The organism is Bacteroidia bacterium (assembly GCA_039924845.1).
In the GTDB taxonomy this organism is placed as follows: Bacteria; Bacteroidota; Bacteroidia; order DATLTG01; family DATLTG01; genus DATLTG01.
Window position 1 is genome coordinate 1 of record JBDTAC010000024.1, and the last position, 25,586, is coordinate 25,586.

39 protein-coding genes are annotated in these 25,586 nt (G+C 35.3%); 37 read left to right on the top strand and 2 right to left on the bottom strand.

Annotated features, from left to right (window positions below; genetic code table 11):
* Window positions 1–53: 53 nt before the first annotated feature.
* Window positions 54–248 carry a hypothetical protein gene (locus ABIZ51_02685; GenBank protein MEO7087684.1) on the bottom strand — a complete coding sequence of 65 codons (195 nt, stop codon included), beginning with the start codon at window positions 246–248 and terminating at the stop codon, window positions 54–56.
* A 64-nt stretch (window positions 249–312) separates the two neighbouring features.
* Here ABIZ51_02685 and ABIZ51_02690 point away from each other — a divergent pair, with 64 nt between their 5' ends.
* Window positions 313–1,188, top strand: a complete 876-nt coding sequence (locus ABIZ51_02690; GenBank protein ID MEO7087685.1) for a methyltransferase domain-containing protein — start codon at window positions 313–315, stop codon at window positions 1,186–1,188.
* On the opposite strand, the gene ABIZ51_02695 is transcribed toward ABIZ51_02690, so the two are convergent.
* Entirely contained in the window at window positions 1,157–2,323 is a 1,167-nt protein-coding gene (locus tag ABIZ51_02695; GenBank protein MEO7087686.1) for a glycosyltransferase family 4 protein, read from the bottom strand. The genes ABIZ51_02690 and ABIZ51_02695 overlap by 32 nt on opposite strands.
* Window positions 2,324–2,490: 167 nt before the next feature.
* Here ABIZ51_02695 and ABIZ51_02700 point away from each other — a divergent pair, with 167 nt between their 5' ends.
* The 36 genes from ABIZ51_02700 to ABIZ51_02875 all read left to right on the top strand — a co-directional run.
* Window positions 2,491–4,830: a gliding motility-associated C-terminal domain-containing protein gene (locus ABIZ51_02700; GenBank protein ID MEO7087687.1), complete on the top strand. Its 2,340-nt coding sequence runs from the start codon at window positions 2,491–2,493 to the stop codon at window positions 4,828–4,830.
* A 335-nt stretch (window positions 4,831–5,165) separates the two neighbouring features.
* Window positions 5,166–5,567 (top strand): 30S ribosomal protein S12, encoded by a 402-nt coding sequence (rpsL, locus tag ABIZ51_02705; GenBank protein ID MEO7087688.1) that lies wholly within the window; start codon window positions 5,166–5,168, stop codon window positions 5,565–5,567.
* 33 nt (window positions 5,568–5,600) lie between these two features.
* Window positions 5,601–6,068, top strand: coding sequence for a 30S ribosomal protein S7 (gene rpsG, locus ABIZ51_02710; protein MEO7087689.1), 468 nt, complete (start codon window positions 5,601–5,603; stop codon window positions 6,066–6,068).
* A 21-nt stretch (window positions 6,069–6,089) separates the two neighbouring features.
* Window positions 6,090–8,207, top strand: a complete 2,118-nt coding sequence (fusA, locus tag ABIZ51_02715; protein ID MEO7087690.1) for an elongation factor G — start codon at window positions 6,090–6,092, stop codon at window positions 8,205–8,207.
* 20 nt (window positions 8,208–8,227) lie between these two features.
* A complete protein-coding gene (gene rpsJ, locus ABIZ51_02720) occupies window positions 8,228–8,533 on the top strand; it encodes a 30S ribosomal protein S10 (GenBank protein ID MEO7087691.1) in 306 nt (101 codons plus the stop codon).
* Between the two features lie 49 nt (window positions 8,534–8,582).
* Complete coding sequence (gene rplC / locus ABIZ51_02725; GenBank protein MEO7087692.1) at window positions 8,583–9,200, top strand: 50S ribosomal protein L3; 618 nt, start codon at window positions 8,583–8,585, stop codon at window positions 9,198–9,200.
* 1 nt (window position 9,201) lies between these two features.
* Window positions 9,202–9,828 carry a 50S ribosomal protein L4 gene (gene rplD / locus ABIZ51_02730; GenBank protein MEO7087693.1) on the top strand — a complete coding sequence of 209 codons (627 nt, stop codon included), beginning with the start codon at window positions 9,202–9,204 and terminating at the stop codon, window positions 9,826–9,828.
* 13 nt (window positions 9,829–9,841) lie between these two features.
* Complete coding sequence (rplW, locus tag ABIZ51_02735; GenBank protein ID MEO7087694.1) at window positions 9,842–10,132, top strand: 50S ribosomal protein L23; 291 nt, start codon at window positions 9,842–9,844, stop codon at window positions 10,130–10,132.
* Window positions 10,133–10,135: 3 nt separating this feature from the next.
* Window positions 10,136–10,960: a 50S ribosomal protein L2 gene (rplB, locus tag ABIZ51_02740; GenBank protein ID MEO7087695.1), complete on the top strand. Its 825-nt coding sequence runs from the start codon at window positions 10,136–10,138 to the stop codon at window positions 10,958–10,960.
* 33 nt (window positions 10,961–10,993) lie between these two features.
* Entirely contained in the window at window positions 10,994–11,293 is a 300-nt protein-coding gene (rpsS, locus tag ABIZ51_02745; protein ID MEO7087696.1) for a 30S ribosomal protein S19, read from the top strand.
* Window positions 11,294–11,309: 16 nt separating this feature from the next.
* Window positions 11,310–11,723, top strand: a complete 414-nt coding sequence (gene rplV, locus ABIZ51_02750) for a 50S ribosomal protein L22 (GenBank protein MEO7087697.1) — start codon at window positions 11,310–11,312, stop codon at window positions 11,721–11,723.
* A 22-nt stretch (window positions 11,724–11,745) separates the two neighbouring features.
* Window positions 11,746–12,546 carry a 30S ribosomal protein S3 gene (gene rpsC, locus ABIZ51_02755; protein ID MEO7087698.1) on the top strand — a complete coding sequence of 267 codons (801 nt, stop codon included), beginning with the start codon at window positions 11,746–11,748 and terminating at the stop codon, window positions 12,544–12,546.
* A gap of 35 nt (window positions 12,547–12,581) precedes the next feature.
* Window positions 12,582–13,016, top strand: coding sequence for a 50S ribosomal protein L16 (gene rplP / locus ABIZ51_02760; GenBank protein ID MEO7087699.1), 435 nt, complete (start codon window positions 12,582–12,584; stop codon window positions 13,014–13,016).
* Complete coding sequence (gene rpmC, locus ABIZ51_02765; GenBank protein ID MEO7087700.1) at window positions 13,013–13,216, top strand: 50S ribosomal protein L29; 204 nt, start codon at window positions 13,013–13,015, stop codon at window positions 13,214–13,216. The genes rplP and rpmC overlap by 4 nt, the downstream gene beginning before the upstream one ends.
* Window positions 13,217–13,232: 16 nt before the next feature.
* A complete protein-coding gene (rpsQ, locus tag ABIZ51_02770) occupies window positions 13,233–13,490 on the top strand; it encodes a 30S ribosomal protein S17 (GenBank protein MEO7087701.1) in 258 nt (85 codons plus the stop codon).
* Window positions 13,491–13,563: 73 nt separating this feature from the next.
* Window positions 13,564–13,932 (top strand): 50S ribosomal protein L14, encoded by a 369-nt coding sequence (rplN, locus tag ABIZ51_02775; protein ID MEO7087702.1) that lies wholly within the window; start codon window positions 13,564–13,566, stop codon window positions 13,930–13,932.
* A gap of 24 nt (window positions 13,933–13,956) precedes the next feature.
* On the top strand, window positions 13,957–14,280 hold the full coding sequence (rplX, locus tag ABIZ51_02780) for a 50S ribosomal protein L24 (GenBank protein MEO7087703.1): 324 nt from the start codon (window positions 13,957–13,959) through the stop codon (window positions 14,278–14,280).
* On the top strand, window positions 14,280–14,837 hold the full coding sequence (gene rplE, locus ABIZ51_02785; GenBank protein MEO7087704.1) for a 50S ribosomal protein L5: 558 nt from the start codon (window positions 14,280–14,282) through the stop codon (window positions 14,835–14,837). Before rplX ends, rplE begins: the two co-directional genes overlap by 1 nt.
* 12 nt (window positions 14,838–14,849) lie before the next feature.
* Window positions 14,850–15,119, top strand: coding sequence for a 30S ribosomal protein S14 (gene rpsN, locus ABIZ51_02790; protein ID MEO7087705.1), 270 nt, complete (start codon window positions 14,850–14,852; stop codon window positions 15,117–15,119).
* Between the two features lie 62 nt (window positions 15,120–15,181).
* On the top strand, window positions 15,182–15,577 hold the full coding sequence (gene rpsH / locus ABIZ51_02795) for a 30S ribosomal protein S8 (GenBank protein ID MEO7087706.1): 396 nt from the start codon (window positions 15,182–15,184) through the stop codon (window positions 15,575–15,577).
* Window positions 15,578–15,601: 24 nt separating this feature from the next.
* On the top strand, window positions 15,602–16,156 hold the full coding sequence (rplF, locus tag ABIZ51_02800; protein ID MEO7087707.1) for a 50S ribosomal protein L6: 555 nt from the start codon (window positions 15,602–15,604) through the stop codon (window positions 16,154–16,156).
* Between the two features lie 30 nt (window positions 16,157–16,186).
* Window positions 16,187–16,543: a 50S ribosomal protein L18 gene (rplR, locus tag ABIZ51_02805; protein ID MEO7087708.1), complete on the top strand. Its 357-nt coding sequence runs from the start codon at window positions 16,187–16,189 to the stop codon at window positions 16,541–16,543.
* 10 nt (window positions 16,544–16,553) lie between these two features.
* Window positions 16,554–17,072, top strand: coding sequence for a 30S ribosomal protein S5 (gene rpsE / locus ABIZ51_02810; protein ID MEO7087709.1), 519 nt, complete (start codon window positions 16,554–16,556; stop codon window positions 17,070–17,072).
* A 16-nt stretch (window positions 17,073–17,088) separates the two neighbouring features.
* Window positions 17,089–17,265 carry a 50S ribosomal protein L30 gene (gene rpmD, locus ABIZ51_02815; protein ID MEO7087710.1) on the top strand — a complete coding sequence of 59 codons (177 nt, stop codon included), beginning with the start codon at window positions 17,089–17,091 and terminating at the stop codon, window positions 17,263–17,265.
* Window positions 17,266–17,276: 11 nt separating this feature from the next.
* Window positions 17,277–17,726, top strand: coding sequence for a 50S ribosomal protein L15 (rplO, locus tag ABIZ51_02820; GenBank protein ID MEO7087711.1), 450 nt, complete (start codon window positions 17,277–17,279; stop codon window positions 17,724–17,726).
* 1 nt (window position 17,727) lies between these two features.
* Window positions 17,728–19,056 carry a preprotein translocase subunit SecY gene (gene secY / locus ABIZ51_02825; protein MEO7087712.1) on the top strand — a complete coding sequence of 443 codons (1,329 nt, stop codon included), beginning with the start codon at window positions 17,728–17,730 and terminating at the stop codon, window positions 19,054–19,056.
* Between the two features lie 19 nt (window positions 19,057–19,075).
* Window positions 19,076–19,855 (top strand): type I methionyl aminopeptidase, encoded by a 780-nt coding sequence (map, locus tag ABIZ51_02830; GenBank protein MEO7087713.1) that lies wholly within the window; start codon window positions 19,076–19,078, stop codon window positions 19,853–19,855.
* Window positions 19,856–19,868: 13 nt separating this feature from the next.
* Window positions 19,869–20,087, top strand: coding sequence for a translation initiation factor IF-1 (gene infA / locus ABIZ51_02835; GenBank protein ID MEO7087714.1), 219 nt, complete (start codon window positions 19,869–19,871; stop codon window positions 20,085–20,087).
* Window positions 20,088–20,115: 28 nt separating this feature from the next.
* A complete protein-coding gene (gene rpmJ, locus ABIZ51_02840) occupies window positions 20,116–20,232 on the top strand; it encodes a 50S ribosomal protein L36 (protein MEO7087715.1) in 117 nt (38 codons plus the stop codon).
* Between the two features lie 20 nt (window positions 20,233–20,252).
* On the top strand, window positions 20,253–20,630 hold the full coding sequence (gene rpsM, locus ABIZ51_02845; protein ID MEO7087716.1) for a 30S ribosomal protein S13: 378 nt from the start codon (window positions 20,253–20,255) through the stop codon (window positions 20,628–20,630).
* A gap of 48 nt (window positions 20,631–20,678) precedes the next feature.
* Window positions 20,679–21,095 (top strand): 30S ribosomal protein S11, encoded by a 417-nt coding sequence (gene rpsK / locus ABIZ51_02850; protein ID MEO7087717.1) that lies wholly within the window; start codon window positions 20,679–20,681, stop codon window positions 21,093–21,095.
* A 46-nt stretch (window positions 21,096–21,141) separates the two neighbouring features.
* Window positions 21,142–21,750 (top strand): 30S ribosomal protein S4, encoded by a 609-nt coding sequence (gene rpsD, locus ABIZ51_02855; GenBank protein MEO7087718.1) that lies wholly within the window; start codon window positions 21,142–21,144, stop codon window positions 21,748–21,750.
* Between the two features lie 40 nt (window positions 21,751–21,790).
* Entirely contained in the window at window positions 21,791–22,780 is a 990-nt protein-coding gene (locus ABIZ51_02860; GenBank protein MEO7087719.1) for a DNA-directed RNA polymerase subunit alpha, read from the top strand.
* Window positions 22,781–22,831: 51 nt separating this feature from the next.
* Window positions 22,832–23,374 (top strand): 50S ribosomal protein L17, encoded by a 543-nt coding sequence (gene rplQ, locus ABIZ51_02865; protein MEO7087720.1) that lies wholly within the window; start codon window positions 22,832–22,834, stop codon window positions 23,372–23,374.
* A 73-nt stretch (window positions 23,375–23,447) separates the two neighbouring features.
* Window positions 23,448–24,590 (top strand): glutamine-hydrolyzing carbamoyl-phosphate synthase small subunit, encoded by a 1,143-nt coding sequence (gene carA / locus ABIZ51_02870; GenBank protein MEO7087721.1) that lies wholly within the window; start codon window positions 23,448–23,450, stop codon window positions 24,588–24,590.
* Between the two features lie 46 nt (window positions 24,591–24,636).
* Window positions 24,637–25,586: SpoIIE family protein phosphatase (locus ABIZ51_02875; GenBank protein ID MEO7087722.1), on the top strand; the 950-nt coding region annotated here is incomplete at its 3' end.

The window sequence follows — 25,586 nt, forward strand, 5'->3', positions numbered from 1 at the left end:
ATGGTAAAGGTTTATTGATAATTGATTGCGAAGGTTATGAATATGAATTGCTTTCAGATAAAAAAGTCTATTCCAAAATTCACTATAATTTGGAGTAGAAGCGTAAATGAAATATAAATGGACAAAGCTCCATAATCTGCGATGGTTAAATTTTGGGTGTAAGGAAATAATAGCACCAAACTTGCCATTGTTGGCAAAAGCCCTCCGATGGAGAATAGAATGGTTGAACTAAATATTTTTTTTAGCATATCAAAAGGTACTGCGCTAAATTACATAACTTCGCGAAAGTTTTTCAAACTAAATTAAAAAAACATGCCATTTCTAAAAAAGATAGCAAACAAATTTATTAACCCTCCTGTAAAAAAAATATTGAGTATTAATTTTTTTTGGAAGCTATGTACTCCCGTTTTATTTTTTTCTAAATATTTAACGCATCAAAGAAATCTTGTTTTCACAGAAGATGAAAAAAAGAAAAATGAACTATTGGCGAGGAATATGTTTCAAAATTTAGTTGTTAAAAACGGATCATTTAGAGGAATGAAGTATCCTGAATTCCAAGCAATTTGGAGTACATTATATTCTAAACTGTTAGGTAGCTACGAATGCGAATTAAATAATATTATAGAAAATTGTTGTCGTGAAAATTACACACAAATAATAGATGTTGGTTGTGCTGAGGGTTACTACGCGGTTGGTTTTGCAATGCGAGTGAAAAAAGCACATGTATTTGCTTGTGATATTAATGAAAAGGCATTGGAACAATGTGAAAAAATGGCAAAATTAAATGGTGTTTCAGATAGAATCTCTTACGAAAAGAAATGTAATCCAGAGATGTTGTCAAATTTTAAATTCGATGGTAAAGGTTTATTGATAATTGATTGCGAAGGTTATGAATATGAATTGCTTTCAGATAAAAAAGTGTGTGAGAAATTAAAAAATTGTGATATTATTATAGAGCTTCACGATTACACCAAAAATTATATTATCGAAAATAATTTTAGAAATACGCATCAGTTTTTTTTTATTGAAAGTGTAGATGATTTTCAAAAAGCGAAAAAATATCAATACAAGGAGTTAGATTCCTTAGGATTTTATGAAAAAAAATATATACTTGAAGAAAGACGCCAAAATATTATGGAATGGATTTTTATCAAGTCTAATTACCAGACTGATGGTATGATTCAATAGTTTCAGAATAAAAAGTTTCGAGTTGCCCAACCATTTTGTCTATCGTGAAATTTTCGAGAATTTTTTTTCTGCCATTCTCTCCAATTTTTTTTGCAAATGTTTCATCGTTAAGAATCATTTCTAACGCATCTGCTATTTCCAACGGATTATCTGGATTTACTAATACGCCATCAATATTTTGATTTATCAATTCAGGTCCGCTTCCCAATGATGAATAAATTGTGGGGCATCCTGCGAGCATGGCTTCCATTGGTGCAAAAGCAAAAGCTTCTGCATAAGAAGGGAAAATTGCAACGGTAGCTTTTGAATAAGAATCAAATAATTCTTCTCGTGTAACGTGATTCTCGAAATGAACAAAATTATTTATTGCAGGATTTAATTTTGATTTTAGTAATGCAAGCATAGAACCCGATTCTTTGTCAATAGCGTCTTTTCCATATATGTATGCTTCAAAAGGTATATGCCTTTTTTGAAGCTCTATTAATGCTTCAATTAAACTGATAATTCCCTTTTTTTTTGCCAATGTACCCGCAAAAACAATTCGATGATGATGTCTTTTTGCCGACGGAATAATCTGTCTATTTTCAATCGAATTGTAAATAATCTTGTAGTTATTAGGATTAAGATTAAAAGTATCAGATGTTTTTTGAGCAGTAAATTTTGATACAGATGTATATGCAAATGCTTTTTTGTAACTGTTTTTTTCAAGAAAAGCGGTTAGCTTATTGACGTGAGTTCCTAAAATTTTCGAAAAATAAGTTGTTGCACCGTTGGCTCTTAAAACAAGTGGAATATTAATATTTTTCCAAAAAGCAAACCAACCTCTACTATCAGGAGCTTCAATTATATCAATTTCTTTATTATTTACCCAACATTTAATTTTTTTATATTGACTATACCATCCCAATATCCAAGAGAATTTACCATTGCTGGTTCTGATTCTCCAAATTTTTACACCCATATCTTCCTCGTAATTCAATGCGGGATAATCAGAATAATAAACACCAATTACTCGAACATTATGACCTTTTTTTACGAGAGCACGTGCCGTTATTTGTGTCATTGTGCCAACTCCCCCGTGGGGACCTGGAGGATACTCTGAGCAAATAAAACAAATATTCATTTTTTTTATCATAAAAATATAAAAGTAAATTTACTAAAATGAAGCCAAAACTAATTTTTTTTATTCCAAGTTAAATAGTTAATGTTAAAAAATGTTTTAATTTTGTTGCTCTCAGTGCTTGAATTCTGAATCCATCGTTTAAAATATTAGGAAGTAAAGTTTATTTTAATTTTTCAAACATGAAAAACAATTATTCAATTAAAGGAATTTTGTTAAAAATGGTTCTTCTCCTTTTTTTGACTAATAGTACTTTTGCACAGAACAAATGGCTTTATTTCGCAAATTCTGGAAATGCTTGTCCGAGTTGTATTCAAGTTGGTAATATTAATATTACAGGTACAAAGCTGACCGTAGAGGCGAAAATTATTAAAATTCCAGATGGGACAACAAGTTGTATTCCTACTTATCCAGGTGTTGGATATGATGTAGTTTCAAAACATGACAATCCTAATGATGTCAATTATCTTCTTCGTCCTAATCATGCAGAAATTACAACTACTAATGGATTCTTTGAAACAACGCCTGCGCCAATAACATATAATACTTGTTATCATATAGCAATGGTTTATGATGGGAGCTGGTTGAAATTTTATTTAGATGGAAATGTATATGATTCGGTTGCTGTTACTGGTAATATGATAACAAATAGTTGGTTAACAAATATTGGTTTTCATGCAAGTCTTGCTCCTGCACATAATACACAATATTTTGGATATGTTGATGAAGTACGAATCTGGGATGTTGCTAGGACAAAATGCGAAATACAAACTTATATGAATCAGCCATTACCTAACCCTTCAACGCAAGTTGGATTATTAGGATACTACAATTTTGAAAATGGATATAATAATATACAGGGAAACCCCACTTTTAACGGTGTCCCAATGGGTAATCCTCAGAGAGTTGTAAATAGTACTGCTTGTCCTTTTTCTGGATTAAATTTGTCAGTTAGTAATGATACCACGATTTGTCTGGGACAATCCATAATACTTACGGCAGGTGGTGCGAGCACTTATACTTGGTCGGGTGGTGGTACAGATTCTTCAATAACCGTAAATCCAACGAGTTCGACTACTTACTACGTTTATGGAACTAAAGGATGTACTGCCGGAGAAGATTCAGTTACTGTTACTGTTTCTCCAAACACAGCTCCATCTATTACTATAAGTAATGATACCACGATTTGTTCAGGACAAAATATTGTTTTGACAGCAAGTGGCGCAAGTACGTATTCTTGGTCAACAGGTTCTACAAACTCTTCTGTTAGTGTGAATCCGACAAATACTACCACTTATTATGTTTATGGAAGTTCTGGAAGCACAGCATGTAGTACAACGGAAGATTCTGTTAAAGTGAACATTGTAGTTCCGATTAATTTAACTATAAGTAATGATACTACGGTTTGCTCTGGACAGTCTGTTACATTAAATGCAAGCGGTGCTAATACGTATTCTTGGTCAACAGGTTCTACAAACTCCTCTATTACTGTGAATCCGACAAATGCCACCACTTATTATGTTTATGGAAGTACGGCATGTGGTACAACAGAAGATTCTGTTACTGTTCATACATCAAATAGTCCACCTGTTCTGACAATCACTAACGACACTACAATTTGTCCGGGACAGAGTATTGTTTTGATAGCAAGTGGCGCAAGTACGTATTCATGGTCAACAGGAGCCACATCTTCATCTATTACTGTTAATCCGTCAAATGGTTCAACAACCTATTACGTTTATGGCGCTAATGCTTGTGGCATAGTAAAAGATTCAGTAAAAGTTCAGATTTTTCCGAATGGTTCGCCTTTGAGTGTAAGTAACGATACGACAATTTGTCCGGGACAAACTGTTATATTGAATGCGTCAGGCGCGAGCAATTATTTATGGACAGGCGGAGCTACTACTTCATCTATTACTGTAAATCCGACAAGCACAAATATTTATTATGTTTATACAAATACAATTTGCGGTATCAAACACGATTCAATTATTGTCAGTATTTTAAGCACAGCGCAACCTCAATTTATTTACACAGTATCGCCTTGCGTAGCTCCTGTAAGTTTTACAAACCAAACAACAGGTTTAGAGAATTATTTTTGGAATTTTGGTGATGGAGAATCAAGTACAAATCAAAATCCTTCTCACGTTTATTCGGCAAGTGGTTCGTACATTGTAACTCTTATTACTAACAAAGGAACTCCATGTTCAGATTCAATTCAACAAACAATAAGTTATGCAATGGATTCTATTTTAGCGTTGAATGTTCCGAATGTTTTTACGCCAAATGGCGATGGAAAAAATGATGTGTTTAAAATTTCTGGATTAAATGATTGTAAAATATATAATTTGACAATTTACAATCGCTGGGGAATGAAAGTTTTTGAAACCAATAATCCGGAAACTGATTTTTGGAATGGAAACATATCATCAACAACAGGACAACCTGCGCCGGATGGCATTTATTATTATGTATTATCAGGCGATAAATCAGTAACTGGTTTCGTAACTATTTTGAGATAAAAAAATATTTTTTTTAGACGATTTTTCTCGTCTCTACATTCTTTTCGCTTTGAAAAAACAGCTTCAAAAAAATATTTTTTCAAAATAATATTGTTTGAAATTTATTTTTTGACAAAAAAACAGCTTCAAAAAAATATTTTTTCAAGTCGCTTTTTCTGTGTCCTCCTCATTATCAGAAACTATTTACTCAAAAAAATATTTTTTGGAAACGAAAAAGAAGGATACTCAAAAATAATTTTTAACGAGGGTTTGTTTATATTAAAATATTCTTACCTTTGCCCTCCCTAAAAATAAGAGGGGATTATTTTTTATTGTAAAAATCGTAAAAAAATAAAATGCCTACAATACAACAATTAGTACGTAAAGGCCGTGTGAAATCGGTTAATAAGAGCAAATCTGCGGCATTGGATTCTTGTCCGCAAAGAAGAGGTGTTTGCACACGTGTTTACACTACAACGCCTAAAAAACCAAATTCTGCTATGAGAAAAGTAGCAAGGGTGCGGTTAACCAACAGCAGAGAGGTAAATGCATACATTCCCGGGGAAGGGCATAATTTGCAAGAACACTCAATTGTGTTGATTAGAGGTGGTAGAGTAAAAGATTTACCAGGAGTAAGATATCACATCGTGAGAGGTGCATTAGATACTTCAGGTGTAGAAGGCAGAAACCAAAGACGTTCGAAATACGGAACTAAAAAACCAAAACCAGGAGCTGTAAAAGCTGCTGCAAAAAAATAATTTTTCAGTAAGTAATCTCTTTGCAAAAATAAAATGAGAAAGACCAAAGCCAAGAAACGATTGTTGTTACCGGATCCAAAATTTAACGATATACTGGTAACCCGATTTGTAAATAATTTAATGTATGACGGAAAAAAAAGTACCGCATACGATATTTTTTATGAAGCTATCGAAACAGTTCAAAAAAGAACTGAGTTAGACGGATTGGAAATATGGAAAAAAGCCTTAACCAATGTTACGCCTGCAGTTGAAGTACGCAGCCGTAGAGTAGGAGGAGCTACTTTTCAAATTCCTCAAGAAGTTCGTCCAGAAAGAAAAGTGGCAATGGCGATAAAATGGTTGATTCTTTATTCGAGAAAACGAAATGAGAAATCAATGGGACAAAAATTAGCGGCAGAAATTATTTCTGCATCTAAAGAAGAAGGAGCGGCATTCAAGAAAAAAGAAGATACACATAGAATGGCAGAGGCGAACAAAGCATTCTCGCATTTCAGATTTTAATCATAGTTGATAGGATAAACAATGAGCCAGGATTTAAATTTTACGAGAAATATAGGTATCGCAGCGCATATTGATGCTGGTAAAACCACTTGTACGGAACGTATATTGTATTATACAGGTGTGAATCATAAAATTGGTGAAGTGCATGATGGCGCTGCTACGATGGACTGGATGGTACAAGAGCAAGAACGTGGTATCACAATTACATCTGCGGCTACTACTTGCTTTTGGAATTATCGTAACAATAAATACAAAGTAAATATTATAGATACTCCGGGTCACGTTGACTTTACTGTTGAGGTGAATCGTTCATTGCGTGTATTAGATGGATTGGTTTTCTTGTTTTCTGCTGTTGATGGTGTGGAACCTCAATCAGAAACCAACTGGCGTTTAGCCGATAATTACAATGTAACACGTATTGGTTTCGTTAATAAAATGGATCGCTCAGGCGCTGATTTTTTAAACGTAGTAAAACAAACACGCGAAATTTTAGGCGGTAACGCTGTTCCTTTGCAATTGCCAATTGGTGCAGAAGAAAATTTTATTGGTGTGGTGGATTTAATTAACAATCGTGGTATTGTTTGGAACGAAGAAGATAAAGGAATGACTTTTAAAGAAGTTCCTATTCCTGAAGATATGTTGGAGGAAGTGAAAGAGTGGAGAGAAAAATTGTTTGAATCGGTGTCGGAATTTGACGACAACATCATGCAAAAATTCTTCGATGCTCCGGAAACAATCACCGAAAGAGAAGTGTTAGATGCATTGCGTAAAGCTTGTATCTCTAATAAAATTGTTCCAATGGTTTGTGGTTCTGCCTTTAAAAATAAAGGTGTTCAAACCATGCTTGATTTGGTAATGGAATTAATGCCAAGTCCTTTGGATAAACCAGAAACAAAAGGAACGAATCCTGATACAGGAGAAGAAATTACACGTAGACCCGATGTTAACGAGCCTTTTACAGCATTAGCGTTTAAAATAGCAACCGATCCTTTTGTTGGACGTTTGTGCTTTTTCCGTACGTATGCAGGTCATTTGGATGCAGGTTCTTATGTTTTAAATACACGTTCAGGAAATAAAGAACGTATTTCTCGTATTTTTCAAATGCATGCTAACAAACAAAATGCAATTGATTTTATCGAAGCAGGAGATATTGGTGCAGCAGTTGGTTTTAAAGATATTCGCACAGGCGATACGCTTTGCGCAGAGAAATTTCCGATTGTGTTAGAAGCAATGAATTTTCCTGAACCAGTTATCGGTATTGCGATTGAGCCTAAAACTCAAGCAGATTTAGATCGTTTGGGATTATCCTTAAATAAATTAGCAGAGGAAGATCCAACTTTCCGTGTGAAAACAGACGAAGATTCTGGACAAACTATCATCAGTGGAATGGGCGAGCTTCACTTAGAAATTATCGTGGATCGTTTGAAACGCGAATTTAAAGTAGAAGTAAATCAAGGTGCTCCTCAGGTTGCTTACAAAGAGACAATCATTGGTACTATAGAACACCGTGAAGTTTATAAGAAACAAACAGGTGGTCGTGGTAAGTTTGCCGATATTAAAATTATTATTTCTCCTGTTGATGCAGATTGGGACGTTAAAAAAGATGCTTTGCAATTTGAAAATGATATATCAGGTGGTAATATTCCGCGTGAATTTATTCCTTCAGTAGAAAAAGGTTTCCGTGCAGCGATGGTGAATGGTGTGTTGGCTGGTTATCCGATGGATTCATTGAAAGTAACATTGATTGATGGTTCTTACCATAATGTCGATTCCGACTCATTGTCGTTTGAGATTTGTGCTCGTACCGCTTTCCGCGAAGCTTTGCCAAAATGTAAACCGGTTCTTTTAGAGCCAATCATGAAAGTAGAAGTGATAACACCTGAACAAAATATGGGTGATGTGGTAGGAGATTTGAATAAGCGAAGAGGTCAGATTGAAGGAATGGATTCAAAAGGAATGGCTCAAGTAGTAAAAGCTAAAGTGCCACTTTCCGAAATGTTTGGTTACGTAACAACATTGCGTACGATTACTTCCGGGCGTGCTACTTCAACAATGGAGTTTTCACATTACGCACAAACTCCTGCGAACGTTTCTGCAGAAGTAGTAGCAAAAGTAAAAGGTAAAACAGAAAAAGTATAATTGTCCGAATACAAAAAAAGATGAGCCAAAAAATCAGAATAAAATTAAAATCGTACGATTACAACTTGGTTGATAAATCAGCTGAAAAAATCGTGAAAACTGTAAAGCAAACAGGTGCTGTTGTTAACGGACCTATTCCTTTGCCGACGCATAAAAGAATTTATACTGTATTGCGTTCTCCACACGTAAATAAAAAAGCGAGAGAGCAATTTCAGTTGTGTTCATACAAAAGACTTTTGGACATTTACAGCTCTACTTCAAAAACGGTTGATGCGCTTATGAAATTAGAGTTGCCAAGCGGTGTAGAAGTAGAAATAAAAGTATAGTGGTTTTTAATCACTTCGAAAAAATAATTTTCAAAAACAATAAATAAACATGTCTGGATTAATAGGTAAAAAAGTAGGAATGACCAGTGCTCACGGTGCCAATGGTAAATACATACCATGCACAATTATCGAAGCAGGTCCTTGTGTGATTACACAAGTAAAAACCTTAGACAAAGATGGCTATAATGCTTTGCAATTGGGCTTTGACGAAAAAAAGGAAAAGAACACATCTGCAGCAATGAAAGGTCATTTTGCAAAATCAGCTACTACTCCCAAAAAAAAATTGGTTGAGTTCAGTGATTTTGAAGGAGAAAAAACACAAGGTGAAATTTTAACCGTAGCACTTTTTACTGAAGGAGAATTTATCAATGTGGTTGGTACTTCTAAAGGAAAAGGATTTCAAGGAGTTGTTAAACGTCACGGATTTGCTGGTGTTGGTGGACAAACTCACGGTCAGCACGATCGTTTGAGAGCACCAGGATCATTGGGAGCATCTTCTTGGCCTTCCAGAGTATTCAAAGGAATGCGCATGGCAGGTAGAACTGGTGGAGATCGTGTGAAAACACAAAATTTGGAAATTGTGAAAATAATTGCTGAAAAAAATCTGCTGGTTGTTAAAGGTTCCGTTGCTGGAGCTAAAGGTTCATATTTAATTATTGAAAAATAAGATGGAATTAGTTGTAACAAATATCAGCGGTAAAAAAACTGCCAAAAAAATAAATCTCAGCGATAGTATTTTTGGGATTGAGCCAAATGATCACGCCATTTATTTGGATGTGAAACAACACATGGCTAACAAAAGACAAGGAACTCATAAATCGAAAGAGAGAAATGAAGTTTCTGGTTCTACAAGAAAGATTAAAAAACAAAAAGGTACTGGTGGTGCTCGCGCAGGAAGTATTAAATCGGGAACGATTGTAGGTGGTGGCCGTATTTTTGGTCCGCGCCCAAGAGATTATTCTTTCAAATTGAATAAAAAAACAAAAGAGTTGGCGCGTAAATCTGCTCTAACTTATAAGGCTAAAGACAACGGTATTGTTATTTTGGAAGACTTTAACTTCGACACAGTAAAAACAAAAAGTTATCTTGAAATGGTTAAGAATTTAAATCTTTCAGATAAAAAAACATTGTTAGTGCTTGCCGAATCAAATAAAAATATATATTTGTCGTCCCGAAATTTAAGCAACACAAAAGTTGTAATCGCTTCAGAATTAAACACATACGATGTTCTGAATGCACACAATCTTTTATTGTCAGAGAGTTCGGTGAAACAAATAGAGAATATATTAAGTTAATACAACGATAAAGATGGAAGTTTTAATAAAACCAATCATTACTGAAAAAATGACTTCGATGGGCGAAAAATTCAATCGCTACGGGTTTGTTGTGGATAGTAGAGTGAATAAAATCCAAGTCAAAGAAGCAGTTGAAAAAATGTACGGAGTTACGGTAAGTTCAGTAAACGTAATTAATTATATTGGAAAGATGAAAACGCGTAACACAACGAAAGGTGTAGTTAGCGGAAGAGTGAATAGAAACAAAAAAGCAATTGTTACGCTTAAAAAAGGCGAAACTATTGATTTTTATAGCGGAATATAAAAAATGGCTTTAAAAAAATTAAGACCTCTAACACCGGGGCAACGTTTCAAGGTTGCTAATACGAATGAAGATATTACTGCTTCATCGCCTGAAAAAAGTTTGTTAGCTTCGCATAAGAAGTCGGGAGGAAGAAATAATACAGGTAAAATGACTATGCGCTACATTGGCGGTGGTCATAAAAAAAGATATCGTATTATTGATTTTAAAAGAGATAAACACGGTATCCCTGCAGTTGTCAAAACAATTGAGTACGATCCAAACAGAACATCGCGTATTGCTTTAGTGAGCTATGCAGATGGTGAAAAAAGATATATTGTTGCTCCAAACGGTTTACAAGTAGGACAAAAAATAATGTCTGGACCCACAGCTACACCTGAAGTCGGTAATGCAATGTTATTAAGTGATGTTCCATTAGGAACGGTTATTCATAACATTGAATTAAGACCAGGACAAGGTGCAAATATCGCACGAAGTGCAGGATCTTACGCACAATTAGCAGCAAGAGAAGGTAAATTTGCAGTTATCAAATTACCTTCTGGCGAAAGCAGAATGATTTTAGTTACTTGTTTGGCAACAGTTGGTTCTGTTTCCAATGCAGATCATAATTTGGAGAGATCAGGAAAAGCGGGAAGAACAAGATGGCAAGGTAAACGCCCAAGAACACGTCCGGTTGTGATGAATCCTGTGGATCATCCAATGGGTGGTGGTGAAGGAAGAGCAACAGGAGGACATCCGAGATCAAGAAACGGAATCCCTGCTAAAGGATATAAAACAAGATATCCTAAAAAGGCTTCTAACAAATACATTATCGAAAGACGAAAAAAATAATTTTCTAAAGCATTAAAAAAGTAATAAAAAAGAATGGCACGTTCACTTAAAAAAGGTCCTTTTATAGATTCAAAGCTCGAAAAAAAAATTTTGGCGGCGGTTGCATCAGGAAAAAAAACAGTCATCAAAACTTGGTCGAGAAGAACAATGATTTCTCCTGATTTCGTAGGTCAAACCATTGCAGTTCACAACGGAAATAAATTTATTCCCGTATATGTTACCGAGAATATGGTAGGTCACAAATTCGGAGAATTTTCACCCACTCGTACTTTCAGAGGACATTCAGGAAATAAGAAATCCGCATCACCATCATCGGCACCAAATAAAAAATAAATAGCAGCATAAAAAAATGGGCGTAAGAAAACAAAATACAGCTAACGAGAAAAAAGAGGCAAAGAAAACAACTTATTTTGCGAAGTTGAACAATTGCCCAACATCTCCACGAAAAATGAGATTGTTAGCAGATTTGATAAGAGGACAAGAAGTTTATAAAGCATTGAATGTTTTAAAATTTAATCCGAAAGAAGCTTCTGGAAGATTGGAAAAATTGTTGACTTCTGCGATTGCGAATTACGAAGCAAAAACAGGCAACAGACCGGAAGATGCAAACTTATTTGTAAAAGAAGTTTTTGTGGATAGCGGTTTGCAATTAAAACGCCTTCGTACAGCACCTCAAGGAAGAGCTAACAGAGTTAGAAAACGTTCTAACCATGTAACCTTAATTGTTGGCGAGAAGGAATTAAAAGAAGAAAAAAAATCTTAAAAAATTTTAGATAAACAAATTCATGGGACAAAAAGCAAATCCGATAAGCACAAGACTGGGAATCATAAAAGGTTGGGATTCCAATTGGTACGGTGGAAGAAATTATGCCGACAAATTGGTAGAAGATGAACAAATAAGAAATTATTTAAGAGCTCGTTTAGCAAAAGGAGGTATTTCAAAAATTATTATTGAAAGAACACTTAAATTGATTACGGTAACGATTAATACAGCACGTCCCGGAATCATTATCGGAAAAGGCGGAAAAGAAGTTGATAAAATAAAAGAAGAGTTAAAAAAAGTTACTAAGAAAGACGTACAAATAAATATTTTTGAAATAAAACGTCCGGAATTAGATGCAAACATTGTTGCGGATAGTATTGCTCGTCAAATAGAAGGACGTATTTCTTACAGAAGAGCGAGTAAAATGGCGGTAGCTTCTACCATGAGAATGGGGGCAGAAGGTATAAAAATAAAATGTTCTGGTCGTTTGGCTGGTGCTGAGATGGCGAGAGTTGAAGGGTATAAAGAAGGAAGAACACCATTGCATACATTTAGAGCAGACATTGATTACGCTACAGCAGAAGCGCATACAACATACGGTAGAATTGGAATAAAAGTGTGGATTTGTAAAGGTGAGATTTATGGAAAGAGAGATCTTTCTCCAAATATCGGAGCAACTGGTGGAGCAAACAAAGAGAAAAAAGGTGGATTTGGTGGAGGTCATGATCGCGGAGCACACGGAGGAGGACATGCAGGTGGGGCACCGAATAAATTTAAACCGAATCCGAATTTCAAGAAAAAAGATTTTGGTGATAAAAAATAAGTAAGAGAATTAGAATTATTAAAAGATACAGCTAAATGTTACAGCCGAAAAGAACAAAGTATAGAAAAATGCACAAGATGAAAATGAAAGGGAACGCGAAACGCGGTGCCGAACTTTCTTTTGGATCTTTTGGAATTAAAGCGACGGAAGGTGCTTGGGTTACAGCACGTCAAATAGAAGCTGCAAGGGTTGCAGTAACGCGCTTTATGAAACGTGAAGGACAAATATGGATCAATATATTTCCGGATAAACCAATTACTAAAAAGCCTGCAGAGGTTCGTATGGGTAAAGGAAAAGGTGCGCCGGAATATTGGGTAGCCGTTGTAAAACCGGGAAGAATTATTTTTGAAGCAGACGGCGTTCCTGTTGCGGTAGCAAAAGAAGCTTTGCGTTTAGCAGCACAAAAATTGCCTGTAAATACAAAATTTATTGTAAGAAGAGATTACTCAGAAGAAACAGTTAAACCATGATACAACAAGATATAAAACAGCTTACAACGAAGGAACTTCGTGAAAGGCTAAAAGACGAAAGAGCGCATTTGACTAAATCAAAGATGACACATGCCGTTTCTCCTGTTGAAAATCCGATGAAATTAAGAGACGACAGAAGAACTGTTGCGAGATTATTGACAGAGTTGCGTAAAAGAGAATTGGAAGAAAAAGCAAAATAAAGTTTAAAACATCCCAATGGAAAATAGAAATTTAAGAAAAGAAAGAACAGGTTTAGTTGCTAGCAACAAGATGAACAAATCTATCATCGTTTCAGTAGAACAAAAAGTGAAACATGAAAAATATGGAAAGTTCATCAAAAGAACAACTAAATTTTCTGCACACGATGAAGAAAACGCTTGCAATGTAGGCGATACAGTTCGCATCATGGAAACGAGACCTATCAGCAAAAATAAATGCTGGAGATTGGTTGAAATTATAGAAAGAGCTAAATAATAGTTGAGGATAAAAATCGGTTTGAAAAAATAATTTTTCGAACGACAAAAATCTCAAGTTAAAAAAATAAAAAATGATACAACAAGAATCGAGAGTAGCAGTAGCAGACAACAGCGGAGCAAAAGATGTGCTGTGTATACGAGTTTTAGGAGGTACTAAAAAAAGATATGCTTCCATTGGTGACAAAATTGTGGTTACCGTGAAACAAGCTTTGCCGTCTGGAAACATAAAAAAGGGAACGGTTTCGAAAGCAGTAGTAGTAAGAACTAGAAAAGAAATTCGTAGAGCGGATGGATCGTATATTCGTTTTGATGACAATGCAGTGGTACTTTTAAATGCTTCTGACGAATTAAGGGGAACTCGTATTTTTGGACCTGTTGCCAGAGAATTGAGAGATAAACAATTTATGAAAATTATTTCATTGGCACCGGAAGTGCTTTAATAACAACGTACACGTAATAAAATAATGGCAAAGATAAATATCAAAAAAGGAGATACTGTAAAAATACTTGCAGGAGATTCCAAAAATCAAGAGGGCAAAGTATTGTCTATTGATGTAAAAAAGCACAGGGCATTGATTGAAGGTATTAATATGGCTTCGAAACACACGAAACCTAATTCAGCAAGTCCACAAGGAGGTATCTTAAAAATGGAAGCTCCCGTTCACATCTCTAATTTGATGTTGATTGAGGCTTCTACAGGAAAACCGACACGTGTAGGAAGAAAAAGAGATGAAAAAACAAATAAATTAGTTCGCTATTCAAAAACGACAGGGGAGGTAATTAAATAATGACTTATTCACCAAGATTAAAAGACAAGTACAGAAAAGATGTAGTGCCTGCACTGCAAAAAAAGTTTTCGTACTCCAGCCCAATGCAAGTTCCTGTATTGAAAAAAATATGCTTGAACCAAGGCGTAGGCGATGCGGTGGCAGATAAAAAAATGATTGATGTTGCTATCAAAGAAATGACTACGATTACTGGACAAAAAGCAGTAGCAACGTATTCTAAAAAAGATATTTCCAATTTTAAATTGAGAAAAGGAGTAGCTATCGGAGTAAGAGTAACGCTTAGAGGCGATATGATGTATGAATTTTTAGATCGTTTGATTTCTGTGGCTCTTCCACGTATCAGAGATTTTAGAGGGATCAACGACAAAGCATTTGATGGAAATGGAAATTACACTTTAGGTGTTACAGAACAAATTATTTTTCCGGAGATAGACATTGATAAAGTAAGTAAAATAATGGGTATGGATATTACCTTTGTTACTTCGGCAAATGATGATACAGAAGCATTGGCTTTATTATCTGAATTTGGTCTTCCATTTAAAAACAGTAAAAAATAATTTTCGGGCGATATGGCAAAAGAATCAATGAAAGCAAGGGAAGTCAAAAGACGTAAACTTGTTGAAAAATATGCAAAAAGAAGAGAAGAATTAAAAGCAGCAGGAGATTTAGTTGCTTTGGCAAATCTTCCAAGAGCTTCTTCTAAAACTCGTATGCGCAATCGTTGTAAATTAACAGGAAGACCGAGAGGTTATATGAGACAATTTGGTATTTCTCGTATCACATTCAGAGAAATGGCTTTGAACGGAAAAATCCCGGGAGTAACTAAAGCAAGCTGGTAAGTAAATAAAATAATTATAAATATAATTGCTCTGCGTGCGGAGTAACATATAAAAAACAAAAAATGACAGATCCAATATCAGATTACCTTACAAGAGTTCGGAATGCTATCAAGGCAAATCACAGAGTGGTTGAAATTCCAGCTTCTAATATCAAAAAAGAAATCACAAAAATTCTTTTTGAAAAAGGATACATTCTCAACTATAAATTTGAGGATAACAATGTTCAAGGTTCAATTAAAATTGCCTTAAAATACCATCCTGTTACAAAAGAATCCGCTATCGTAAGTTTGGATCGTATTAGTAAACCAGGTTTGAGAAAATACGCAGGTATTCAAAAAATGCCGCGAGTTCTAAACGGGTTGGGCGTAGCAATACTTTCTACATCCAAAGGTGTTATGACCGATAAAGAAGCACGGAAACAAAGCGTAGGCGGAGAAGTTCTTTGTTTCGTTTACTAATCAATCATACAGGAGAAAATAAATATGTCAAGAATAGGAAAATTAGCTATTGCACTTCCAAAAGGAGTTGAAGTAAGTGTCTCTGATAAAAACAAAGTAACTGTTAAAGGTGCTAAAGGAGAATTGTATCGGTCTATGGATACCGCCATTACTGCGAAAGTAGAAGATGGACACGTAACATTGGCTCGTGCGACAGATCAAAAAAGACACAAAGCTTTACATGGTTTGTACCGTGCGCTTATTGCCAATATGGTAAAAGGTGTTTCTATAGGATATAAAACAGAGCAAGAATTAGTGGGTGTAGGTTATCGCGCTGCAGCGAAAGGTCAATTGTTGGAATTAACTTTAGGTTATTCACATAATATCGCTTTCGAAATTCCAAAAGAAATTAAATTAACAACAACTGCTGACAAAGGAAAAAATCCTACTATTATTTTAGAATCAGCAGATAAGGAATTGATAGGAAGTGTTGCTGCTAAAATTCGTTCGTTCAGAAAACCTGAGCCTTACAAAGGAAAAGGTGTTAAATTTGTAGGTGAACAATTAAGAAGAAAAGCAGGAAAATCAGCAGGAAAATAATTTTTTGAAGCACATTAATTAAGAGAACAAATGATACTAACAAAAGAACGCAGAAGAGAAAGAATTAAAAACAGGATTCGTAAGGTGATTTCTGGCAGTGCCACTACACCAAGACTAACTGTTTTTAGAAGCAATAAGCAAATATATGCTCAGTTGATTGATGACGAGCAAGGAAAAACGTTGATGGCAGCATCTTCTTCTGAAAAAGGTGTAAAAGCGAAGAAAATGAACAAAATTGAGCAAGCTCAACTTGTTGGGAAAGCCATCGCACAAAAAGCTGTAAGTGCAGGCATTCAATCTGTAGTATTTGACCGTAATGGTTATTTATATCACGGAAGAGTGAAATCATTAGCAGAAGCAGCAAGAGAAAGCGGACTTAAATTTTAAAAAATAAAAAATGTCAAACGAAAACACAAAAAAAGTTAAGCCAAGTGATATTGAGTTAAAAGATAGACTTGTTAGTATTCAACGTGTAACTAAAGTAACCAAAGGTGGAAGAACATTCAGTTTTTCTGCGATTGTGGTAGTGGGGAATGAAAAAGGAATTGTTGGATATGGTCTTGGTAAGGCAAAAGAAGTTACGGATGCCATCACTAAAGGAATTGATGATGCTAAGAAAAATTTGATAAAAGTGTCTATCCATAAAGGAACTGTTCCGCATGAACAAACTGGGAAATACAGTGGTTCATTTGTATTTTTGAAACCAGCTTCTCATGGTACTGGCGTAATTGCAGGTGGTGCGATGCGTGCTGTATTAGAAAGCGTTGGCGTGAAAGATGTATTGGCGAAATCAAAAGGATCTTCCAATCCGCATAACGTAGTAAAAGCTACGATTGATGCCTTAGTGAATATGAGAGATGCAGTTGCAGTAGCACAAAGCAGAGGTATTTCATTGGAAAAAGTTTTTAACGGTTAAAAAAATATTTTTTAAAATGAGTAAATTAAAAATAACACAAACAAAAAGCGGAATCAATAGAACGGAGCGCCAAAAAAGAACATTAAAGGCACTTGGTTTAACCCCGCAACACAGCGTAGAGGCAGAAGCTACGCCTCAGATTATTGGAATGATAAATAAAGTAAAACACTTAGTTTCCGTAGAGGAAATTTAATTTATAAAAATATGAATTTAAGTAATTTAAAACCGGCAGAAGGTTCGGTAAAAAACGCTAAAAAGCGTTTAGGCAGAGGACAAGGATCGGGTAAAGGCGGAACTTCCACAAAAGGACATAAAGGAGCTCAATCTCGTTCTGGATATTCTGCAAAAAGAGGTTTTGAAGGTGGTCAAATGCCATTGCAAAGACGTTTACCTAAATTTGGATTCAAGAATATTAACCGCGTGGAATATGTGGGTATAAATTTGGATGTTCTTCAAAAATTGGTAGATGAGAAAAAAGTTTCTGCGTTTGACAAAGATTTTTTTGTGAAAAGCGGATTGGCATCTAAAAACGACCTCGTAAAAATATTAGGAAGAGGTGAATTAAAAGCAAAAATAGAAGTGAAAGCAAATGCTTTTTCTGCTACTGCAATTACTGCAATAGAAGCAAAAGGTGGTGCAGCCATAAAATTGTAATATGAAAAAATTATTAGAAACATTAAAGAATATTTGGAAAATAGAGGATTTGCGTTTTCGCATTCTCACTACTCTCGGGTACGTGGCTATTTACAGATTGGGTTCTTATGTTATTTTACCAGGTGTTGATCCAACTAAATTACAAGCTCATGGAGAATCTTCCGGACTTGTTGCGTTGATTAATCTTTTTGCTGGTGGAGCTTTTTCAAGAGCTTCTATTTTTGGTTTAGGAATTATGCCATACATCTCTGCATCCATCGTGATACAGTTATTGGGCATGGCAATTCCACATTTTCAAAAACTTCAAAAAGAAGGTGAAAGTGGTAGAACAAAAATTGAACAATACACACGTATATTAACGGTTGTAATTACTTTATTTCAAGCACCTGGCTATATTGCTTCGCAAATTGTTCCTTATATCGGACCGCAAAGCAGTTTCTTCTGGATGCAATCCACGCTTATTTTGGTCGCTGGAACCATGTTTGTAATGTGGTTGGGTGAACGTATTACCGATCAAGGAATTGGAAATGGTATCTCTTTGATTATTATGATTGGAATTATCTCCAGACTTCCTTTTGCGTTCGTGTCCGAATTCGGATCGCGTGTTGCATCGGATGGTGGCGGATTAATTATGTTGTTGATAGAATTGGTGTTTTTGTTATTGGTTATTATGGCATGTATTTTATTGGTTCAAGGAACTCGTAAAATATCTGTTCAATATGCGAAAAAAATTGTTGGAAATAAGCAATACGGAGGTGTTCGCCAGTACATTCCTTTAAAAGTGAATGCTGCGGGTGTTATGCCAATCATTTTTGCACAAGCAATTATGTTCATTCCACTCACGTTGGTTGGATTTTCGAAATCCGAATCTCTTTCTGGCTTTGTAGGTGCTTTTTCTGATCCGAATGGATTTTGGTATAATTTTGTGTTCTTTTTCTTGAACATTATTTTTACTTATTTCTATACTGCGATTACAGTTAATCCGAACCAAATGGCGGAAGATATGAAACGCAATGGTGGCTTTATTCCAGGTGTTAAACCAGGTAAGAAAACAGCAGAGTTTTTAGATTCTATTATGTCGAAAATTACTTTGCCAGGATCTGTATTTTTGGCTATCGTAGCGATACTTCCCGCTATTGCGATAAAATTTGGTATTAGTGTTCAGTTTGCTCATTTTTATGGTGGAACATCTTTACTTATTTTGGTAGGTGTTGTATTGGATACATTGCAACAAATTGAAAGTCATTTACTGATGCGTCATTACGACGGATTAATGAAAACAGGACGGATTAAAGGTAAATCATCAATGGGAATGGCTGTTACGGGTTGATTATTGGATTAGGAATAAGATGATTTATTACAAAACGAACGAAGAGATTGAATTAATAAGAGAAAGTTCTTTACTTGTTGGAAAAGCATTAGCCGAAGTAGCTAAGCACATAAAACCGGGCATCACAACGCTGGAGCTTGATAAAGTTGCCGAGGAATTTATTCTCGATAATGGAGCGAGTCCTGCTTTTAAAGGATATCATGGTTTCCCGAATAGTTTGTGTATTTCTTTGAATGCACAAGTTGTACACGGAATACCTGGTAAATATGAATTAAAGGAAGGAGATGTAGTTTCGGTAGATTGCGGTGTTTTGAAAAATAATTTTTATGGAGATTCTGCCTACACTTTTATTGCGGGCGAAGGAAAACCAGAAGTGTTAAAACTTTTGGAAGTAACAAAAGAATCTCTTTATAAAGGACTGGAGAATGTTGTTGTCGGGAAACGCATCGGAGATATTTCGAACGCTGTTCAGGAACACGCAGAAAGTAATGGTTATTCGGTGGTGAGAGAGTTGGTAGGACATGGAGTAGGTAGAAAATTACACGAAGACCCAGAAGTACCGAATTATGGCAAAAGGGGTGCTGGACAGAAATTGCAAAAAGGATTGGTGATAGCAATAGAACCAATGATTAATATGGGAAAGAAGAATGTGAGACAAGAACGAGATGGTTGGACAATTACAGCAGTAGACGGATTACCATCAGCGCATTTTGAACACACGGTTGCTGTAGGATTAGACAAAGTAGATATATTATCTTCCTTTGAAGAAATAGAAAAAGTAATAAGAGCGAAAAAATAATTAAAATAAATAAATGGCAAAACAAGCATCAATAGAACAAGACGGAACAATATTAGAAGCCTTGTCGAATGCTATGTTTCGGGTGGAATTAGAAAATGGGCACGTGGTAACCGCTCATATTTCAGGAAAAATGAGAATGCATTATATAAAAATATTACCGGGTGATAAAGTAAAAGTAGAAATGTCGCCGTACGATTTAACAAAAGGAAGAATAGCATACAGGTATAAATAATTTATCAGTAAAATAAAAATCAGGAAAAATGAAAGTAAGGTCGTCTATAAAAAAGAGGAGCGTAGATTGCAAAATCGTCCGTAGAAAAGGGCGCTTATACGTTATCAACAAAAAAACTCCTAAGTTTAAACAAAGGCAAAAATAAAAACCAATAATATAAATTAAATGGCAAGAATAGCTGGTATTGATTTACCAAAAAACAAAAGAGGCGAAATAGGATTAACCTATATTTACGGGATAGGCAGAAGTTCTGCAAAAAAAATTCTGGCAGAAGCAGGTATTGATTTAAACGTGAAAGTTCAAGAATGGTCAGATGATCAATTGAATAAAATACGTACCATCCTTACTGATAAATATAAGTTAGAAGGCGCACTTCGTTCTGAAGTTCAATTAAACATAAAACGTTTGGTAGATATTGGTTCTTACAGAGGAATGAGACATCGTTTAGGGCTTCCTGTTAGAGGGCAAACGACCAAAAACAATGCAAGAACAAGAAAAGGTCGTAAGAAAACAGTTGCGAACAAGAAAAAAGTTACTAAATAAACAAGCGTAAATCGTATTTGAAAAAATAATTTTTCAACAACAAAAAAAATGGCTAAAACAACAACGGCACAAGGTGGTGCAGCTCCTGCAAAAGCAGCAAAAAAAAGAGTTGTAAAAGTAGATGTAATCGGAGAAGCGCATATCAATGCAACTTTCAATAATATTATTATTTCCCTTACCAATATGGCAGGAGAAGTGGTTTCTTGGTCGAGTGCCGGTAAAATGGGATTTAGAGGATCTAAAAAAAACACACCTTATGCAGCTCAATTAGCTGCGGCAGATTGTGCTAAAGTAGCACACGATGCAGGATTAAAAAAAGTAAAAGTGTTTGTAAAAGGACCAGGTGGAGGTAGAGAATCTGCAATCAGAACGCTTTCTAATTCAGGAATTGAAGTAACTGAAATCGTGGACATCACTCCAATTCCACACAACGGTTGCAGACCTCCAAAAAGAAGAAGAGTATAACAAAATCAGTATTAAAATTAATAACGACAATTTATAATTTGTAGAAATGGCAAGATATACAGGCCCCAAATCAAGAATCGCAAGAAAATTTAGAGAACCTATTTTTGGTCCGGATAAAGCATTGGAGAAAAAAAATTATCCTCCAGGGCAACACGGATTGACTAAAAAAAGAGCAAAGCAATCAGAGTATTCTACTCAGCTTCAGGAAAAACAAAAAGTGAAATACACGTATGGTATTTTGGAAAGACAATTTGCCAAAATATTTGACAATGCTTCCAGAAGCAAAGGAATTACAGGAGAGGTATTGCTTCAATTAATCGAAGCGCGTATTGACAACGTGGTATATCGTATGGGAATTGCGCCTACAAGAAGTGCAGCACGCCAATTGGTTTCTCACGGACACATTGCTGTAAACGGACGTTCTATGAATATTCCTTCTTATACTTTGAAGCCGGGAGATATGATTTCAGTTAGAGAAAAGTCGAAATCGTTGGAAGTAATCAGCAATGCTGCTGGATCTTCAAAAGCAAGCCAATATCCTTGGATAGATTACAACGCAACTACGTTTACAGGTAAACTAATTTCACTTCCTGAAAGACAACAAATACCTGAAAACATCAAGGAGCATCTTATCGTCGAGTTGTATTCTAAATAATTTTTTGAATTAATCAATCACTTAAAACCACAAACGAAACATGGCAATTTTAGCTTTTCAGAAACCTGACAAGGTTATAATGATAAATTCCAATGAGACAGAAGGACAATTCGAATTCCGTCCTTTAGAGCCTGGATATGGCATTACAGTTGGGAATGCACTCAGAAGAATATTATTATCTTCATTAGAAGGACATGCAATTACCTCCATGAAAATGGATGGTGTTGATCATGAATTTTCTTCTATCAAAGGTGTAACCGAAGATGTAACCGAAATAATCCTCAATTTAAAACAAGTTCGTTTTAAAAAACAAATTGATACGGATACTGAAAGAGTAACCGTTACTGTAACTGGAAAAAATGTTTTTACAGCAGGCGATATCGGAAAACATACTTCTGGATTTCAAGTATTGAATCCGGATTTGGTGATTTGCAATATGGAACCTACCGTAAAATTAAAAATAGAATTGACCATTGACAAAGGTAGAGGATATGTTCCGGCAGAAGAAAACAAACCGTTGAATGCACATGCAGGATTAATTGCGATTGACTCTATTTACACACCTATTAAAAACGTAAAATACAGCATCGAAAATTACCGTGTGGAACAAAAAACAGATTATGAAAAATTAATCATGGATATTGTTACCGATGGATCCATTCATCCGAAAGAAGCGTTAAAAGAAGCTGCTAAAATTTTAATTCACCATTTTATGTTGTTTTCCGATGAGAAAATTACTTTGAATGCAGAAGAAAAAATGGCAACAGACGAATTTGATGAATCATCACTTCACATGCGCCAATTATTGAAAACGAAATTAGTAGATATGGATTTATCCGTAAGAGCATTGAATTGCTTGAAAGCTGCGGATGTAGATACCTTGGCAGAATTGGTTTCTTTCAATAAAAATGATTTGTTGAAATTTCGTAATTTCGGCAAAAAATCATTGACAGAATTAGAAGACTTAGTTCAATCAAAAGGACTTACTTTTGGAATGAATTTGGCAAAATATAAATTGGATAAAGACTAAAAAAAGAGGCTTCGAAAAAATATTTTTTTGAACGCAGAAAATTAATTAACGATGAGACACGGAAGCAAAGTAAATCATTTAAGTAGAACAGCCAGCCACCGAAAAGCACTGATGGCAAACATGGCAAGCTCGCTTATCAAACATAAAAAAATAAACACAACACTTGCAAAAGCAAAAGCATTGCGCGTTTACGTGGAGCCTCTTTTGACAAAATCAAAAGAAGATTCGACACACGCAAGAAGACACGTGTTTAGCTATTTGCAAGACAAAGACGCAGTAACGACTCTTTTCAGAGATATCGCTGTAAAAATTGCTGACAGACCAGGTGGATACACACGCATCTTGAAAACAGGAAATCGTTTGGGAGATAATGCAGAAATGTGTTTCATCGAATTGGTAGATTTCAACGAAGCAATGTTAGCCGGAAAAGATACCGCTAAAAAAGCAAAAACAACTCGCAGAAGAAGCACCAAGAAAAAAGTAACAGGCGTAGCTGATGCGGAAGTAGAAGCAACAGAAGTTGAAGGCGATGTAAAAGAAACAAAGCCGAAAAAAGCAGCTAAAAAAAGTGAAGACGAAACAAAAAGCGAGTAATGTTTAAAAATAAATTTTAAATCAAGAAAAGGATAAAGTATTTTTGCTTTATCCTTTTTTTATGCAATCAAAAATGAAATATATTCCTAAAAAAACAGCCGTATTATTATTGGACGATGATAAAGTATTTTACGGAAAAGCTGCCGGAAAAATAGGCACAGCTACCGGCGAAATATGCTTTAATACAGGCATGACAGGCTATCAAGAAATATTTACAGATCCTTCTTATTTCGGACAAATAGTTGTTACAACAAATGTGCACATCGGTAATTACGGCGTAAACAAAGACGAAGTAGAATCGGATTCGATTAAAATTGCCGGTTTGATTTGTAAACAATTTAATGAGTTTCATTCACGTAAAAACTCGGAAGGCTCTTTGAAAAATTATTTTTTGGAGCAGTCAATTGTCGCTATTTCTGATGTGGATACACGTGCTTTGGTGCGTTATATTCGTGACAAAGGCGCAATGAACGCAATTATTTCTTCCGAAGAAACGGACGTAGAAAAACTCAAAAAAATATTGGCGAAAGTTCCTTCCATGCAAGGTTTGGAACTGTCTTCAAAAGTAACTACAAAAAATGCGTATTTTCTTGGAAATGCCGATGCAACCAACAAAGTAGCGGTGTTGGATATGGGCGTGAAAAAAAATATTTTGCGAAGCCTTGTTGAACGGGATTGTTATTTAAAAGTTTTTCCGATGAAAACATCTTTGGAAGAAATGTTGAAATGGAAACCAGATGGATTTATGCTTTCCAACGGACCTGGCGATCCTTCAGTGATGAAAGATGAAATTAATTTGGTGAAAGAGATTATCAATAGCGGGATACCGGTGTTTGGAGTTTGTTTAGGACATCAACTCATTGCGCAAGTATGCGGAATTCCAACGTATAAAATGCACAAAGGACATCGTGGAATCAACCATCCAGTAAAAAATTTACTCACAGGGAAATCAGAAATTACTTCTCAAAATCATGGTTTCGGTATCAAAGAAGAAGATACTAAGAAAGCAATAAATGTAGAAATTACGCATGTTAATTTGAATGACGGAACAATAGAAGGGATAAGGCTTACAGACAAAAATGTTTTTTCGGTACAATACCATCCAGAAGCTTCTCCTGGTCCGCACGATGCACGTTATTTGTTTGATGATTTTGTAAACAGAATGAGCCTTTCGAAAAATAAATTTTCGAAAACAACTTCTCCAATTACCGTTTAAAAAAATAATTTTTCAGTAATTATTTTGTGATGTGAGGACAAAAATTATGAAAGAGATAGCAGTTTCCAGACCGAAAATAAAGGATATTAAATTAAATGCTTTGCTGGAAGTTACCAAAGCAATCAACAGCAATCAATCGGTTAGTCAATTGTTGGCAACGTATGAAAATACTTTGCGTAACCAATTAAATATCGGAAAATTAATTTTATTCAGCAAAAGTGAAACCTGGAAAACGATTCTGAAATATGGCGTTGATGATGATTATAACAAGATAGATGTAGAAAAAGATTTCGCCAATATCAAAGAAATTACCACGATTGATTCTGTTTCGAAATCACTCAAAAAAACATTTGAAATTATCATTCCTGTTTTTCATAAAACGGTGCCTTTAGCGTATGTTTTAATTGGAGATTTGAACGAAGATAAATTGGAAGTAAGTGCTGCCATCAAGCATTTGCCATTTATTCAAACGCTTACCAATATTATTATTGTAGCCATTGAAAATAAAAAATTAGCAAAAGATAATATCCGCCAAGCAGCCGTTCAAAAGGAGTTGGATTTGGCTTCTGAAATGCAGTCTATGCTTTTCCCGAGTTCACTTCCGCACGATAAACAATTGGACGTAGCTGCAGTGTATTTGCCGCATCAGCAAGTGGGCGGCGATTATTACGATTTCATCCGTTTAAACGAAAATGAAATTGCATTTTGTATGGCGGATGTTTCTGGAAAAGGAGTGGCGGCGGCTTTGTTGATGTCGAACTTTCAAGCCAATTTGAGAATTTTATTTAACCACACCACCACGCTTGCCGATTTGGTAAAAGAGTTAAACTCAAAAGTGATGGCGAATGCAAAAGGTGAAAAATTTATCACACTTTTTATAGCGAAATACAACATGGTTACGCGCGTGCTTAACTATGTAAATGCAGGGCACAATCCGCCATTGTTTGCTTCTGGGAAAAGTACCAATTTGCTAAAAATTGGTTGCACCGGATTAGG